At 68.4% G+C, this 14,162-nt stretch carries 12 protein-coding genes and 1 tRNA gene; 10 read left to right on the top strand and 3 right to left on the bottom strand.

Going from position 1 to position 14,162, the window contains the following annotated elements; translation table 11 throughout:
- Positions 1 to 117 precede the first annotated feature (117 nt).
- Positions 118 to 1,155 carry an alpha/beta hydrolase family protein gene (locus BM031_RS04000; RefSeq protein WP_091871463.1) on the top strand — a complete coding sequence of 346 codons (1,038 nt, stop codon included), beginning with the start codon at positions 118 to 120 and terminating at the stop codon, positions 1,153 to 1,155.
- On the opposite strand, the gene BM031_RS04005 is transcribed toward BM031_RS04000, so the two are convergent.
- The gene (locus tag BM031_RS04005) at positions 1,152 to 2,078 is read right to left on the bottom strand and encodes a LysR family transcriptional regulator (protein ID WP_091871466.1); all 927 of its coding nucleotides are present in this window, start codon (positions 2,076 to 2,078) and stop codon (positions 1,152 to 1,154) included. The two genes, BM031_RS04000 and BM031_RS04005, sit on opposite strands and share 4 nt — an antisense overlap.
- Before the next feature lie 159 nt (positions 2,079 to 2,237).
- Here BM031_RS04005 and BM031_RS04010 point away from each other — a divergent pair, with 159 nt between their 5' ends.
- From BM031_RS04010 to BM031_RS04025, 4 genes are all read left to right on the top strand, one after another.
- Positions 2,238 to 5,312: a TonB-dependent receptor domain-containing protein gene (locus BM031_RS04010; RefSeq protein ID WP_091871469.1), complete on the top strand. Its 3,075-nt coding sequence runs from the start codon at positions 2,238 to 2,240 to the stop codon at positions 5,310 to 5,312.
- Positions 5,313 to 6,635, top strand: coding sequence for a DUF6351 family protein (locus tag BM031_RS04015; protein ID WP_091871471.1), 1,323 nt, complete (start codon positions 5,313 to 5,315; stop codon positions 6,633 to 6,635).
- Entirely contained in the window at positions 6,632 to 8,104 is a 1,473-nt protein-coding gene (locus BM031_RS04020) for a carboxylesterase family protein (RefSeq protein ID WP_091871474.1), read from the top strand. The genes BM031_RS04015 and BM031_RS04020 overlap by 4 nt, the downstream gene beginning before the upstream one ends.
- Positions 8,105 to 8,182: 78 nt before the next feature.
- The gene (locus BM031_RS04025) at positions 8,183 to 9,355 is read left to right on the top strand and encodes a cation:dicarboxylate symporter family transporter (RefSeq protein ID WP_091871476.1); all 1,173 of its coding nucleotides are present in this window, start codon (positions 8,183 to 8,185) and stop codon (positions 9,353 to 9,355) included.
- A gap of 10 nt (positions 9,356 to 9,365) precedes the next feature.
- Here the strand turns inward: BM031_RS04025 and BM031_RS04030 are convergent.
- Together BM031_RS04030 and ispB are read right to left on the bottom strand one after the other, a co-directional pair.
- Positions 9,366 to 9,442, bottom strand: a tRNA-Pro gene (locus BM031_RS04030).
- A gap of 54 nt (positions 9,443 to 9,496) precedes the next feature.
- On the bottom strand, positions 9,497 to 10,483 hold the full coding sequence (gene ispB / locus BM031_RS04035) for an octaprenyl diphosphate synthase (RefSeq protein WP_091871478.1): 987 nt from the start codon (positions 10,481 to 10,483) through the stop codon (positions 9,497 to 9,499).
- A gap of 283 nt (positions 10,484 to 10,766) precedes the next feature.
- On the opposite strand from ispB, the gene rplU reads away from it, so the two are divergent.
- The 5 genes from rplU (at position 10,767) to proB (ending at position 14,153) form a co-directional block, all read left to right on the top strand.
- Positions 10,767 to 11,078 (top strand): 50S ribosomal protein L21, encoded by a 312-nt coding sequence (gene rplU / locus BM031_RS04040; protein ID WP_091871481.1) that lies wholly within the window; start codon positions 10,767 to 10,769, stop codon positions 11,076 to 11,078.
- A 42-nt stretch (positions 11,079 to 11,120) separates the two neighbouring features.
- Entirely contained in the window at positions 11,121 to 11,393 is a 273-nt protein-coding gene (gene rpmA / locus BM031_RS04045; RefSeq protein ID WP_091871482.1) for a 50S ribosomal protein L27, read from the top strand.
- A gap of 114 nt (positions 11,394 to 11,507) precedes the next feature.
- Positions 11,508 to 12,620, top strand: coding sequence for an Obg family GTPase CgtA (gene cgtA / locus BM031_RS04050; RefSeq protein ID WP_091871484.1), 1,113 nt, complete (start codon positions 11,508 to 11,510; stop codon positions 12,618 to 12,620).
- On the top strand, positions 12,610 to 13,038 hold the full coding sequence (locus BM031_RS04055; RefSeq protein WP_229408520.1) for a hypothetical protein: 429 nt from the start codon (positions 12,610 to 12,612) through the stop codon (positions 13,036 to 13,038). The genes cgtA and BM031_RS04055 overlap by 11 nt, the downstream gene beginning before the upstream one ends.
- Positions 13,035 to 14,153, top strand: a complete 1,119-nt coding sequence (gene proB / locus BM031_RS04060) for a glutamate 5-kinase (protein WP_091871489.1) — start codon at positions 13,035 to 13,037, stop codon at positions 14,151 to 14,153. Before BM031_RS04055 ends, proB begins: the two co-directional genes overlap by 4 nt.
- Positions 14,154 to 14,162 lie beyond the last annotated feature (9 nt).

Consider the following 14,162-nt stretch of genomic DNA (forward strand, 5'->3'; position numbering starts at 1 on the left):
CTATGTAAAATATCCGGTTGCCCCAATCCTGATACTTTTTAAGTATGCGAATAATCGCATCCGCCCAGGGGCCCGGTGCGCTATCGTGGGAGCCTGAAAAACTACGGGAGGAGCCCCATGCGTATCGCCAGGACCTTGTTGACCGGCCTCGGAGGACTGCTTGCCGGTGGCGCCCTGCAGGCGGCCAGCCTGCAGGAAACGCCGCTTGGACAGGATGGCCATTACCGGCTGTCCTACTACAGCAACCAGCCGCTGGCCGCAGCGATGCCGGCCATCACCCGCGTGGTGATCGTCGTGCACGGGATCCTGCGCGATGCCGACCGCTCGCTCGCTTCCGCCGAGTCGGCGCTGGCCGGCAGCGGCGCGGATGGCGGCGCCGTGCTGCTGGTGGCGCCGCAGTTCTGGAACGAGGCCGATGCGAAGGCCGGCAAGGTGGCGCCAGCCACCCCGTACTGGCACAAGGCCGGCTGGAGCCTCGGCTACGATTCGGGCGACGGCCGCGCCCTGAGTTCGTTCACCGTGATCGACGACCTGGTGCGCAAGTTCGCCGACCCGGCGGCCTTCCCGGGAGTGCGGCGTATCGTGGTGGCGGGCCATTCCGCCGGCGCCCAGATGATCTCGCGCCACGCCGCCTTCAATACCGTCCACGACAGCCTGCGCAAGAACGTGTCGCTGCGCTACGTGGTGGCCAATGCCGGCACCTACATGTACTTCACCGGCGAGCGGACCGCGGACACCGGCGCCTGCCCGGGCTACGACGCCTACAAGTACGGCACGGCCAGCTTCCCGGACGGCTTCGGCTATCCGCACGGCCAGGCGCCGCTGGAGCGCTTCCGGCGCTTCGCGGCCCGCGACATCAGCTTCCTGCAGGGGACCGACGACACCCGGCCCGCCACCGCCGAGGGCGGCCCCGACGGCAGTTGCGCGGCGCTGCTGGGCGGCGCCACCCGGCTGGCACGGGGCGTGGAGCATGCGCGCCACCTGCGCGCGCTGGCGCGGCGCGAAGGCGCCAGCCTGCACAGCCAGTTCCACCGGGTGCAGGGCGTGGGCCACGACGAGGGACGCATGTGGGCTGCGGCCTGTGCGGCCGAACCCCTGTTCGGCGCGCCGAAGCGGGCCGGGGCGCCCGGCGCCGCCTGTGCGGCGCTGGACTAGGCCTGGCCCGGGCCGCCCGCGATGTGGGCCGCCTCGGCCAGGAAGTTGCGCAGCGTGGGCGCGTCATCGTGTTCGCGGTAGGCCAGCGTGAGCGGCGCCGTCAGGCTGCGGTCACGCTCGGCGATGCGGCAGTACACGACGTTGCGGGCATGGAAGCCGGTCATCGAGGCCGGCACCGCCGACACCCCGGCGCCCGCCGCTACCAGGCTAATGACGGTCAGCATGCGCTCGACTTCGACCGCCACGTGCGGGGTGAAGCCGGCGCGCCCGCACGCCGCCACCAGGCTGGCGTACATGCCCAGGCTGCCGCTATGCCGCAGCAGCACGAAGGACTGCTCGCGCAGCGCTTCCAGCGACAGGGTCGGCAGCTTGGCGGGCTTGCAGGGCGGCAGGCCGGGAAAGCCGGTGGGCACCACCAGCAGCAGTTCTTCTTCCGCCAGCACGTCGTAGCGGATCCCGTAGGGATGGCGCACCGGCTGGCGCAGGAAGCCGGCGTGCAGGTCGCCGCTCTCCAGCGCGCGCGTCAGTTCGCTCGCGTTTTCTTCCCTGAACTCCAGCATCACGGCCGGCCAGGCCGCGCGGTAGGCGCGCACGATCCTGGGCAGCAGGTCGTGCGCGGCCGCCGAGCTGGTGAACCCCAGCCGCAGCAGGCCTTGCGCGCCGCGCGCGGCCAGGCCGGCGCGCACCACCCCGGCGTCGACGCCGGCCAGGACCGCGCGCGCCTCGACCAGGAAGGCTTCTCCGCCCGCGGTCAGGGCCGCGCCTTTGGCATGGCGCAGGAATAGCGGAAAACCCAGTTCGGCCTCGAGCGCGCGGATCTGCTGGCTCAGGGGCGGCTGCTGCATGTGCAGGCGCTCGGCCGCGCGCGTGAAGTGGCCTTCCTCGGCGACGGCGATGAAATAGCGGAGATGTCTCAGTTCCATGGAAGGTCGATATCTATTAAGTATCGAATCATCATAATTGATATATTGTACATTGCCAGAACAAGCCTATACGATGTTTTCGGGCGCACACCACAGGTGGCGCGGCGGCGCGGTCCCGGCCCCGGAGACGAAAACTATAACGAGAAAAGGTAGGCTGACATGAAGAACCTCGAACGCAGGCACATTGCAGTTGGCGCGGCGCTGTTGTGCGCCTCGATCGCCCATGCCCAGGATGCCGCGGGCACGGCCAAGGCCGACCCGGCCAACATCGTCACGGTGGTGGGCACCAGCATCAAGGGCGCCAAGATCACCACCGCGCTGCCGGTGACCCTGATCACCGCCGACGAAATCGCCGCCACCGGCGCGGTGGACGGCGACGAGCTGCTGCGCCAGATCCCGCAGGTGGGCGACGTGTTCTTCAACCCGACCAACCAGGCCCAGACCAGCAACACCGCGCGCGGCGACGTCAGCTCGGTCGACCTGCGCAACGCCGGCCTGGGCGACACCCTCATGCTGCTCAATGGCCGCCGCCTGGTGACCCATCCGACCAGCAACGGCAACAATACCGTGCCCCTGATCAGCTACAACTCGAGCGCGATCCCCGCTTCTGGCATGCAGAGCGTGGAAGTGCTGATGGAAGGCGCCGGCGCGATCTACGGCTCGGACGCGGTGGCCGGCGTGATCAACACCGTCATGAAGACCAACTTCAACGGCGTCACGCTGTCGACCCAGTACGGCCATGCCGAGAGCACCAACCGGCGCGAGAACAACACCAATGTCTTCGCGGGCAAGAACTTCAGCGAAGGCCGCGGCAACATCTCGGTGGCCGCCAGCGTGCTCAATCGCTCGCGCCAGAACCCGAGCGACATGCCGTTCACGGCCAACCAGGACAAGCGCCCGCTGTTCGCCGGCACCGACTGGGCCACCAGCGGCGCGCCGGATGGCCGCGGCGGCCAGAGCTCGTGGATCAACGGCTCGGTGTACAGCGGCACCGCGGCGATACGCAGCCCGATCCGCCAGGGGACGACCAACCTGACCACCACCGCGGGCGCCTTCCACATCCAGCCCAATACCATCGCCGGCTGCGCCACCCAGCTGGGCAACGGCCTGTGCCTGGGCACCGGCAGCAACCCGCAGGGCGGCAACCAGGCCGCCAACATCCTCCGCTACAACAACGCGGCCAACGACTACATCACGGTGGCGCCCGAAGTGCACCGCCAGAACCTGTACGTCAACGGCCACTACGACCTGGACGACAACACCACCGTGTACGGCGAGGCCAGCGTCTACCACGCCCAGGCGCACACGCTGACCACCCAGCCGACTTCGCTGGTGGCGGTGGGCGTACCGGCGTCGAATTACTACAACCCGTTCGGGCCGGTGACGTTTGCGGACGGCTCGGCCAACCCGAACCGGCTGCCGAACCTGGTCAACGTGCCGGCCTCCGGCCTGCCGCTGGTGTTTTCCAACTACCGCTTCAACGACTACGGTCCCAACCATGTCGACGTGGAGAACTACCAGTACCGCTACCTGGTCGGGGTGAAGGGGCGCCGGGCCGGTTTCGACGTCGATTCGGCGCTGCTGTATTCGTTCGCCACCGCGCGCGACATCTCCGACGGCGTCGATTCGAACGCCCTCTACAAGCAGCTGGCGCTGTCCACCCCGGACGCCTACAACCCCTTCAACGGCAGCTGCCTGGACGGCGCGGGCGGCGGCGACTGCCGCCCGAGTTCGCAGGCGGCGATCGACGCCACGAAAATCCGGGTCACGCGCTTCGACCGCACCTCGCTGCTGATGGCCGACCTCAAGCTCTCGCGCGGCGACCTGTTCGCGCTGCCCGGCGGCGACGTCGGCATGGCCTTCGGCGTGGAAGTGCGGCGTGAAACCCAGGAAGACCAGCGCGATCCCCACGTCAACGGCTCGATGCCCTTCTTCGACGCCGTGACCGGCATCACCCAGCCATCGAGCGCCACCGGCGTCAACGTGACCCCGTCCTCGAAGGGCGCGCGCGTGGTCGGCGGCGCCTTCATGGAATTCGCCGTTCCCGCGATCGCCCCGCGCATGCAGGTGCCGCTGGTGCGCTCGCTGAACTTCCAGGTGGCCGGCCGCTACGAGCACTACAGCGACTTCGGCAGCGTGGCCAAGCCCAAGGTCGCCATGGCCTGGGACCTGGTCGAGAGCGTGCGCGTGCGCGCCTCGTTCTCGCGCGGCTTCAAGGCGCCCAACCTGGAAACCACGGCCGACTACACCTATGGCCGCGCCAGCTCGGTCACCGACTACACCAAGTGCGAGGCCGACATCCGCGCCGGCCGCCTGGTCAACTTCAGCAACTGCGGGCGCGGCGTCGGCGTGCGCTACTTCATCTCGGGCAATCCGCAACTCGGGCCCGAGACCTCGAACACCTCGAATATCGGCATCGTGCTGCAGGCTGCCTTCCTGCCGCAGTCGATGGGCCGCCTGACCGCCACCCTGGACCGCTGGCGCATCGAGCAGGCCGGCATCGTCGGCACCCTGGGCCTGTCCAATGTCACCGCCGCCGACTACCTGTCGCGCGTGAGCGGCGGCAGCGGCGATCCGCGCGTGATCCGCGCCGAGCCCAATGTCGACGATATCGCCGCCTTCGCCGGCACCGGCTTGAGCCCGGTCGGCAACATCACCGACATCCGCGACACCTTCCTGAACCTGCAGCCGCAGACCATCAGCGGCTACGACATGAACCTCAGCTGGCGCAAGCGCACTGCCAGCTTCGGCAGCTTCGACGCCAACCTGAACGTGGCCTACCTGGACGAGTACCTCAGGTCGCCCCTGACCGGCATCGCCGACCTGCTGGCCGCGCGCGCCGCCGGCACCCTGAATGCCGCACTGCCGCTCAACGACCTGGAGACCAACCAGGTGGGGGTGTATGGCAAGCCGGAAGTCAAGGTCTCGGGCAACGTGACCTGGAAGCTGCGCGGCTGGCAAGTGGGGGTGTCGATGAACCACATCGGGTCGGTGATGGAAACCGGCTTCCTGACCAACGACGGCCGTCCCTGGAAGCTGGAGAAGCAGACCCTGTGGAACGGCTACGTGCAGTACCGCATGCAAGGCGGGGGGCTGCTCGACAACAGCACGATCAAGGTCGGCGCGCGCAACCTGTTCGACAAGCTGCCGCCGCTGTCCTCGGGCGGCTACAACGGCGGGATGTACGCACCCTATGGCCGCTACGTCTACATCAACCTGAGCAAGAGCCTGTAAATGCTGGCGCATTTGTCGATCGTGGCTGGCCTGCTGCTGTCCAGCGGGGCGGTGCTGGCCGCCGCTGCGGCGCCGGCGCAGGTGCGCGCCTGCCCGGCCGAACTGCCCGCCGGCACGCGCTGCCATGCCGGCCAGGATGCGCACGGGGCCTACACCTGGACCGCGATCCCGGCCGCCTGGAACGGCATCCTGGTGGTGCACAGCCACGGCGGGCCGCGCCTGGGCGCGCCGCGCCCGGACGACGAGGTGGACGACCTGCGCCGCTTTGCCGTGGTGGTGGCCGAGGGCTATGCCTGGACCGCGAGCACCTACCGGCGCGGCGGCTTCGGCGTGCAGGCGGCGGCCGAGGATACCGAGCGTGCGCGCGCCGCCTTCTGGGCCAGCTTCGGCCGCCCACGCCTGACCTTCCTGCACGGGCAGTCGTGGGGAGCGGCGGTGGCGCTGAAGGCGGCGCGCCTGGCGGCCCCGGGCGCCTACGACGGCGTGCTGCTCACCAGCGGCATCGTGGTCGGCGCGGCCGAGGCCTACGAGTTCCGGGCCCACCTGCGCAGCGTCTACCAGTACTACTGCGCCAACCTGCCGGCGCCCGGCGAAGCGCCGTATCCGCCCTGGCAGGGACTGGGTGCGGCGGGCCTGGATGCGGGCGCTGTGGCGCAGCGGGTCGGCGAATGCACCGGTGTCGGCCTGGAGCCCGGCCAGCGCTCGCCGCGCCAGCGCCGCGCACTGGCCAACATCCTGGGCGTGACGGGCCTGAGCGAGCAGTCGCTGCCCGGCCACATGACCTGGTCGACCCAGAGCCTGCGCGCGCTGACCATGGATTACCTGGAGGGCGCCAGCCCGTTCGGCAATATCGGCGTGCGCTACCGCGGCTCGGATGACGATGCGGCGCTGAACCGTGGCGTGCAGCGCTACGCGGCCGCACTGAGGGCGGTGGCGGCGCTGGAAGCCGACAGCGGCGTCTCCGGCGCCCTGGCGGCGCCGACCCTGAGCATGCACGCGATCGACGACCCGGTGGTGTTCGTGGAAGGCGACAGCAGCCTGCGCGAGCGGGTGGACGCCGCGGGCAAGGGCCAGCTGCTGGTGCAAACCTACACCCGCGAAGCCCTGCACACCCGCCTGGCCACGCCGCAGTACGCCGCGCTGCTGCAGGCGCTGCGCGCCTGGGTCGAGCAGGGCCTGCGGCCGACTCCTGCCGGGGTGGCGGCCAGCTGCCCGGCGTTCGAGGCGCGCTACGGCGAGCAGTGCGCATTCCAGCCAGATTATGTGCCGCACGCGCTGTCCACGCGCGGCGCCAACTGGCGTGCGGAGGGCGGCGCGCCATGAGGGCGGCCTGCGCCTGGCTGCTGGCCTGCCTGTGCGCGCTGGCCGATGGCCATGCGGCGCCGCTGGTGCGCACCGCGCAGGGCGTGGTGCAGGGCAGGGTGGACCAGGGCGTCGAGCGCTTCACGGGCCTGCCCTACGCGGTGGCGCCGGCGCGCTGGTCGGCCCCTGGGCCGGCCCCCGCCTGGCGCGGCGTGCGCGCGCCGCTCGCGCAGTCGCCGCGCTGCCCGCAAAGCGCCGCCGGCCTGGCCGATGGCCGCGAAAGCGAAGACTGCCTCTACCTGGACCTGGTGCGCCCGGCAGCGCAAGCGCCCAGGGCGCGCGCGGTCTACGTCTATGTGCACGGCGGCGGGGCGACCCAGGGCGGGGCCGCCGACCATGACGGCGGCGCGCTGGCCGCCGAGGCCGATATCATCGTCGTGAGCATCAACTACCGGCTCGGCGCGCTCGGCTTCCTCAACAGCGCGCTGCTGGAGGGGGAGGGCGGCAACTACGCGCTGCAGGACGTCGCCGCCGCGCTGCGCTGGGTGCATGCCTCGATCGGCGCCTTCGGCGGCGACCCGGCCCGCATCACGCTTGGCGGCGAGTCGGCCGGCGCCACCGTGCTGTGCCCGCTGCTGGGCGATCCCGCCATCGCCGCCATGCTGCGCGCGGCCATCGTGTCGAGCGACGACTGCCTGCGCGACACCGATACCGTGGAGACGGCGCGCGCCCGCGCGGCCGACTATGTGCAGCGGCTCGGATGCCGCGACGCGGCCTGCCTGCGCGGCCTGCCGGCCGCCGCCCTGGTCGGCGGCTTGTTTGCGGCGCCCACGGTGGGTAGGCAGCAGCCGATCCGCGTGCCGCTGCTGCTGGGCGCCAACCGCGACGAGGGACGCATCGCCGCGCGCGAATTCTTCGGCTTCGGGCTCGACCAGTACCTGGCCTGGCTCGAGCGCCTGGTGGGCCCCGCGCATGCGGCCCGGGTCGAGCGCGCCTACCGCCACGAGGGCCAGGGCAGCGGCGCGCGCTTCGAGCATGCCTACAAGGCCAGCGCCGTGATCACCGACAGCGGCATGCGCGGCTTCGGCGGCTGTTCGCTGCTGCGGCTGGCGCGCGCGGCGCGCGTCCCGGTTTACCTGTACCAGTTCGAGGACGGCGGCGCGGCCTCCGGCGCCGATGGCGGCTTCGATGTCGGCGCCGCCCATGCGGCCGAGCTGCCCTACCTGTGGCCGGCGGGGCCCTTCGCCGGCGCGGCCGCGCAACTGGCGCCGCCGCAGCAGGCCCTGGCGCGCCGCATGCGCGCCGACTGGGGCCGCTTCGTGCGCGCCGGCCGGCCCGGCTGGGCGGCGGTGCAGGAGGGCGCCGCCTATTTGGCCTACCTGCCAGGCAGCGTGGGCCTGCGGCCGCTTGCCGCCTACCGCAAGGCGCACCGCTGCGCGCTGTGGGACAGCATCCCGGCCATCATGGCGCGCGGCGAAGCGCGGCCGTGAGCGGGCCCACTCGCGTGGCCGGACTATCTTCGCGGGGCATGTTCGGATATTGTTGTTGCGAGGCAAGCGACAATATCCATGAAAAAAATACTGACTAATCCCGCCACGCACCTGCTGCTGGCGATCGCGCTGGGACTGTGTGCCGGGATGGCGTGGCCGGAGCAGGCGCGCCAGCTGCGTCCGGTCGGCGAAAGCTTCATCACGGTCCTGCGCTGGCTGATGCTGCCGGTAATGTGCTGCGCGGTGGCGCATGGCGTGGCCTCCTTGCGCCACCTGGTGAACCCGGGCATGGCCAGCGCCAAGGCCCTGCTGTGTTTCACCATGGTGTCGGCGCTGGCCCTGCTCACCGGGATGGCGGTGGCGATTGTGCTGCGGCCGGGCGAGGGGCTGGTGCTGGCCGCCGGCGCGCCGGTGGCGCCGAACCCGCTGGTGGTGGGCGCGGGCGCTTTCATGCTGTGGCTGCTCGCCGCTTCGCTGGCGGCCGGCACCGCGCTCGCGCTCGCGGGCCACGCGGGCCAGCGCCTGGCGGACGGCATCGGGTCGATCGCCACCGCCGGCTTCGCCCTGGCGCGCCACATCGTCCGGATCGCGCCCCTGATCGCCTTTGCCGGCGTGGCAAGTACCGTGGGGCGGCATGGCATCGAAGGCCTGGCGCGCGCGATGGACCTGTTGCTCGGCATTTATCTCGGCACCGCGCTGTTCATGGCGCTGGTACTGGGCGCGCTGGCGCGCCTGACCGGCTTCAGCCTGTGGCGCTTCATGCGCGCCATCGCCGATGCGCTGCTGCTGGCGGTAGGCACGGCCTCGTCGCTGGCGGCGATGCCGCGCCTGGTCGACAAGCTGGTGGAGGCCGGCTGCGCGCCGGAGGCGGTGCGGGTACTGGTGCCGGCCGGGTATGCCTTCAACCTGGGCGGCAGCGCTGTCTACCTCGGCGTCGCGCTGCCCTTCCTGGCGCAGGTCGCCCACATCCCGCTGGGCGCGGCCGACTACGCGGCCATGTTCGCCATCGGCCTGCTGTGCTCCCGAACCGCCTCGCCCATGAACGGATCGGCCTTCATGACCGTGACCTCGGCCGTGGCGATGCTGCCGGCGATGCCGGCCGAGGGCATGGTGCTGCTGTTCAGTGTGGAGCGGCTGATGAAGTGCAGGCCGGTGGGCAACCTGGTCAGCGTGGGGGTGTCGTGCATGGCGATCGCCGCCTGGACCGGAAAGCTGGACCGCAGTCGGCTGGAGCGCGGGCTGGGCCGCTGAGGAAGTGATATGGTCGGGGTGAGAGGATTCGAACCTCCGGCCTCTACGTCCCGAACGTAGCGCTCTACCGGGCTAAGCTACACCCCGACGATTCGAGGCGCGAGATGCCAGCGCCTCGGGATGGAATAACTATAATTTTACTCAGTGGTTCCTGTCAACAGCGAAACCGCAGAGCTGGAGCAGGCTGGTTTTGTACACGCTGTCGGGCAGGTCGGCGATGGCGTCGGCGGCGCGGCGGGCGGCCTGGTTGGCCTGCTGGCGGGTGTAGTCGAGGGCGCCGCTCGAGGTGACGGCCGCCAGCACCGCGTCGAATTGTTCTTCGTCGCCATGCTCGATGCAGTTGCGCACCAGCTCGCGCTGTGCTTGCGTGCCGTTTTCCATCAGCCAGATCAGCGGCAGGGTGGGTTTGCCTTCGCGCAGGTCGTCGCCCAGGTTCTTGCCGATCTCGGCGGCGTCGCCGGCGTAGTCCAGCACGTCGTCGATCAGCTGGAAGGCGGTGCCCAGCGAGCGGCCGTATTCGCCGGCCGCGGCGATCTGCGCATCGTTGGCGCCGGCGATCAGCGCGCCCAGCTCGGCCGCGGCTTCGAACAGCTTGGCGGTCTTGGACTGGATCACGGCGAGGTAGTTCTCGTGCGTGACGTCCGGGTCGTGCATGTTCAGCAATTGCAGCACTTCGCCTTCGGAGATCACGTTGGTGGCGTCGGACAGGATGCGCATCACGCGCATGTTGTCGAGGCTGACCATCATCTGGAACGAGCGCGAGTACAGGAAGTCGCCCACCAGCACCGAAGCGGCATTGCCGAACAGGGCGTTGGCGGTCTGGCGGCCGCGGCGCATCGACGATTCGTCGACGACGTCGTCGTGCAGCAGGGTGGCGGTGTGGATGAATTCGACAACCGCCGCCAGCTCGTGGTGGGCGGTGCCGCGGTAGCCGTAGGCGTTGGCCAGCAGCAGGACCAGCACCGGACGGATCCGCTTGCCACCTGCACTGATGATGTACTCGGCGATCTGGTTAACCAGGCTCACTTCCGAGTGCAGTCGCTGCCGGATCACCGTGTTCACGGAATCCATGTCGGTGGCGATCGATTGGGCGATGGTGTTCTGTGCGTGTTGGGTGGCGGCTGACAAGGCGAACTCTGCAATAAACAGTGAGTATTTGGTTAAGTGGTGATTATACGACATGCAGGGTGAGGCGTCCGACTGTTGACTCGTGCGTCGGTTAGGGACGGCAGGGGCGTACCGGCACTGATGTTGGCATTCCGCCAAGAACACAACACCAGCTGAAGATAAACGTCAAGGGCTTTTGACGCGCTGCAGCGACTTATGTATAATCCCCTGTTCCCCGGCTTCTAAACAGTCCAGCGTCTCGACGCCGGCGGGATTTCTTTAAACATTTGATGAGGTTTCAATCATGTACGCGGTCATAAAAACCGGTGGCAAGCAGTATAAAGTTGTCGCTGGTGAAAAACTCAAAGTAGAACAGATACCTGCTGACATTGGTTCCGAACTCACGATCGATCAGGTCCTCGCCCTCGGCGCGGGCGATAGCATTAAGTTTGGTGCTCCACTGGTCGAAGGTGCAACGGTTCTTGTGAAAGTGGTTTCCCACGGTCGTCACGACAAAGTGCGTATCTTCAAGATGCGTCGTCGTAAGCACTACCAGAAGCGTCAGGGCCACCGCCAGAACTTCACCGAAATCCAAGTGGTGTCGATCAACGGCTAATCGCCGACCTGGTCCATCAGTCAGTCATCAAGGAGTAAATAAATGGCACACAAAAAAGGCGGCGGTACTACCCGCAACGGCCGTGACTCAGAAAGCAAGCGCCTCGGCGTGAAAGTCTACGGCGGCCAGGCGATCAACGCCGGCGGCATCATCATTCGTCAGCGCGGCACCCCAGTGCGCGCCGGCACCAACGTCGGCACCGGCAAGGATCACACCCTGTTCGCGCTGGTCGATGGTACCGTCAAGTTCGTCAAGCAAGGCGTGGGCTCGAAGCAGTTCGTGACCGTCGTTGCCAGCGAAGCAGTCGCAGCCTAAATCATTTAGGTCACGCATCGCGCCGCGCAAGCGGCGCTCTTTGTAAGGCGCAAGCCTTCCATCGAAAGGCTCTGCCCACGGTAGGGCCTTTTTAGTTTTTAAGCGGTTACCATCATGAAGTTTATCGACGAAGCAAGAATTGAAGTCATCGCCGGCGACGGCGGCAACGGGTGCGCCTCGTTCCTGCGCGAGAAGTTCCGCCCGTTCGGCGGCCCGGACGGCGGTGACGGCGGTAAGGGCGGCTCGATCTACGTGGTGGCCGACCGCAATATCAACACCCTGGTGGACTTCCGCTATTCGAAGACCCACCACGGCAAGGACGGCGAACCAGGCCGCGGCTCCGATTGCTACGGCAAGGGCGCCGAAGACGTCTACCTGCGCATGCCGGTGGGCACCCTGATCATCGACGACGTCAACGGCGAGATCGTCGCCGACCTGACCGAACACGGCCAGAGCGAACTGCTGGCCAAGGGCGGCGAGGGCGGCTGGGGCAATATCCACTTCAAGACCTCGACCAACCGCGCACCGCGCCAGAAGACCGAGGGCAAGGAAGGCGAGCGCCGCACCCTGCGCCTGGAACTGAAAGTGCTGGCCGACGTCGGCCTGCTGGGCATGCCCAATGCCGGCAAGTCCACCTTCATTACCGCGGTGTCGAACGCCAAGCCGAAGATCGCCGACTACCCGTTCACGACCCTGCACCCGAACCTGGGCGTGGTGCGCGTGTCGCACGAGCGCAGCTTCGTGATCGCCGACATCCCGGGCCTGATCGAAGGCGCGTCCGAAGGCCTGGGCCTGGGCCACCAGTTCCTGCGCCACCTGGCCCGTACCGGCCTGCTGCTGCACATCGTCGACCTGTCCTCGTTCGAGACCGATGTCGATCCGGTCAAGGAAGCCAAGGCGCTGGTCAAGGAGCTGGAAAAGTACGACGAAGAGCTGCTGAACAAGCCGCGCTGGATCGTGCTCAACAAGCTCGACGTGCTGGACGAGGCCGAGCGCAAGAAGCGCGTGAAAGACTTCGTCAAGCGCATGGCCTGGAAAGGGCCGGTGTTCGAGATCTCGGCACTGAACCGCGAAGGCTGCCAGGAACTGATCAACGCGATCTACCTGCACCTGGAAGAGAAGCGCCACAGCGCGCAGCGCGCCGAAGAAACCTCGATGACCGAGGAAGCGCGCGGCATCTCTTCCATCGATCCGGAAGACCCGCGCTTCAAGATTCTTGAAGACTGAGTTGGCCGCAGGAGTGTCCAACACCGGCCGCGGCCGGCTGCGTAGCCAGCTCCTGCAACTGGTCGCCACCGCCAGCTCGCTGGCGGCCCTGGTGGCCGTGCTCGATCCCGACCGCATCGCGTCGGCGATGGGCATTTTTCTGGTTGGCGTGAACGGCTATAGCCAGTTCTACGCCATCTACGTCGGAGTGCGCCTCGCTACCGCGATGCTGGCGCTGCTGGCAGCCAGGCAGGGCGACCAGCCCATCCTCGGCGACCTTACCGCATTGTTCCTCCTGGCCCAGCCGGCCGGGCGCCTGGTCGCGGCATTCGCGATCGGTTTGCCGAAGGGGGTATTATTAGCTGTCTGCGCGGTCGAACTGGTGGCGGGAATGTCCCTGCTGGCTTTGCGGCCGCGAGGAAAATTCCTGTCGCCATGAACCCAACGCTCCAGCAAGCCTCCCGCATCATCGTCAAGGTCGGTTCCTCGCTCGTCACCAATGACGGCAGGGGCCTGGACCACACCGCCATCGCCCGCTGGGCCGCGCAAATTTCCGCGCTGCGCAGCCTGGGCAAGGAAGTCGTGCTGGTGTCTTCGGGCGCGATCGCCGAAGGCATGTTGCGCCTGGGTTTCGCGGCGCGCCCCACCGACATCCACGAACTGCAGGCCTGCGCCGCCGTCGGCCAGATGGGCCTGGCGCAGATCTACGAGACCAGTTTTCGCACCCACGACGTGAAGACCGCCCAGGTGCTGCTGACCCACGCCGACCTGGCCGACCGCGAGCGCTACCTGAACGCGCGCTCCACCCTCACCACCCTGCTGCGCCTGGGCGTGGTCCCGATCATCAACGAGAACGACACCGTGGTCACCGACGAAATCAAGTTCGGCGACAACGACACCCTCGGCGCGCTGGTGGCCAACCTGATCGAGGCCGATGCGCTGGTGATCCTGACCGACCAGCGCGGCCTGTTCTCCGCCGACCCGCGCAAGGACCCAGCGGCGCACCTGATCCAGCAAGCCCAGGCCGGCGACCCGGCACTGGAAGCGATGGCCGGCGGCGCGGGCTCGAGCCTGGGGCGCGGCGGCATGCTGACCAAGGTGCTGGCGGCGCGCCGCGCGGCCCGCTCGGGCGCCCACACCATCATCGCCTGGGGCCGCGAAGACGACGTGCTCACGCGCCTGGCCGCGGGCGAGGCGATCGGCACCCAGCTCACCGCGCCCACCGGCCGCCTCACCGCGCGCCGCCAGTGGATGATCGACCACCTGCACACCACCGGCGAAGTCGTGATCGACGCCGGCGCCGCGCAAAAGCTCACGCGCGAGGGCAAATCGCTGCTGCCGATCGGCGTCATCGCCGTGCGCGGCGAGTTCGGGCGCGGGCAGGTGATCACCTGCATCGACGAAGCGGGCCAGCCACTGGCGCGCGGGCTCACCAACTACACCAGCAGCGAAGTGCGGCGCATCATGCGCCATTCGTCGGTCGAGATCGAACGCATCCTCGGTTACGTCGAGGGGCCGGAACTGGTCCACCGCGACAATATGGTCATCCTGTAAGTCTGCTGT

It is taken from the genome of Massilia yuzhufengensis (genome assembly GCF_900112225.1).
Lineage (GTDB): Bacteria > Pseudomonadota > Gammaproteobacteria > Burkholderiales > Burkholderiaceae_D > Telluria > Telluria yuzhufengensis.

Bases quoted from the DNA above. Each gene is read 5' to 3' on its own strand.
- BM031_RS04000 (WP_091871463.1), top strand. From the start codon at position 118: ATGCGTATCGCCAGGACCTTGTTGACCGGCCTCGGAGGACTGCTTGCC.
- BM031_RS04005 (WP_091871466.1), bottom strand. From the start codon at position 2,078: ATGGAACTGAGACATCTCCGCTATTTCATCGCCGTCGCCGAGGAAGGC.
- BM031_RS04010 (WP_091871469.1), top strand. From the start codon at position 2,238: ATGAAGAACCTCGAACGCAGGCACATTGCAGTTGGCGCGGCGCTGTTG.
- BM031_RS04015 (WP_091871471.1), top strand. From the start codon at position 5,313: ATGCTGGCGCATTTGTCGATCGTGGCTGGCCTGCTGCTGTCCAGCGGG.
- BM031_RS04020 (WP_091871474.1), top strand. From the start codon at position 6,632: ATGAGGGCGGCCTGCGCCTGGCTGCTGGCCTGCCTGTGCGCGCTGGCC.
- BM031_RS04025 (WP_091871476.1), top strand. From the start codon at position 8,183: ATGAAAAAAATACTGACTAATCCCGCCACGCACCTGCTGCTGGCGATC.
- rplU (WP_091871481.1), top strand. From the start codon at position 10,767: ATGTACGCGGTCATAAAAACCGGTGGCAAGCAGTATAAAGTTGTCGCT.
- rpmA (WP_091871482.1), top strand. From the start codon at position 11,121: ATGGCACACAAAAAAGGCGGCGGTACTACCCGCAACGGCCGTGACTCA.
- cgtA (WP_091871484.1), top strand. From the start codon at position 11,508: ATGAAGTTTATCGACGAAGCAAGAATTGAAGTCATCGCCGGCGACGGC.
- proB (WP_091871489.1), top strand. From the start codon at position 13,035: ATGAACCCAACGCTCCAGCAAGCCTCCCGCATCATCGTCAAGGTCGGT.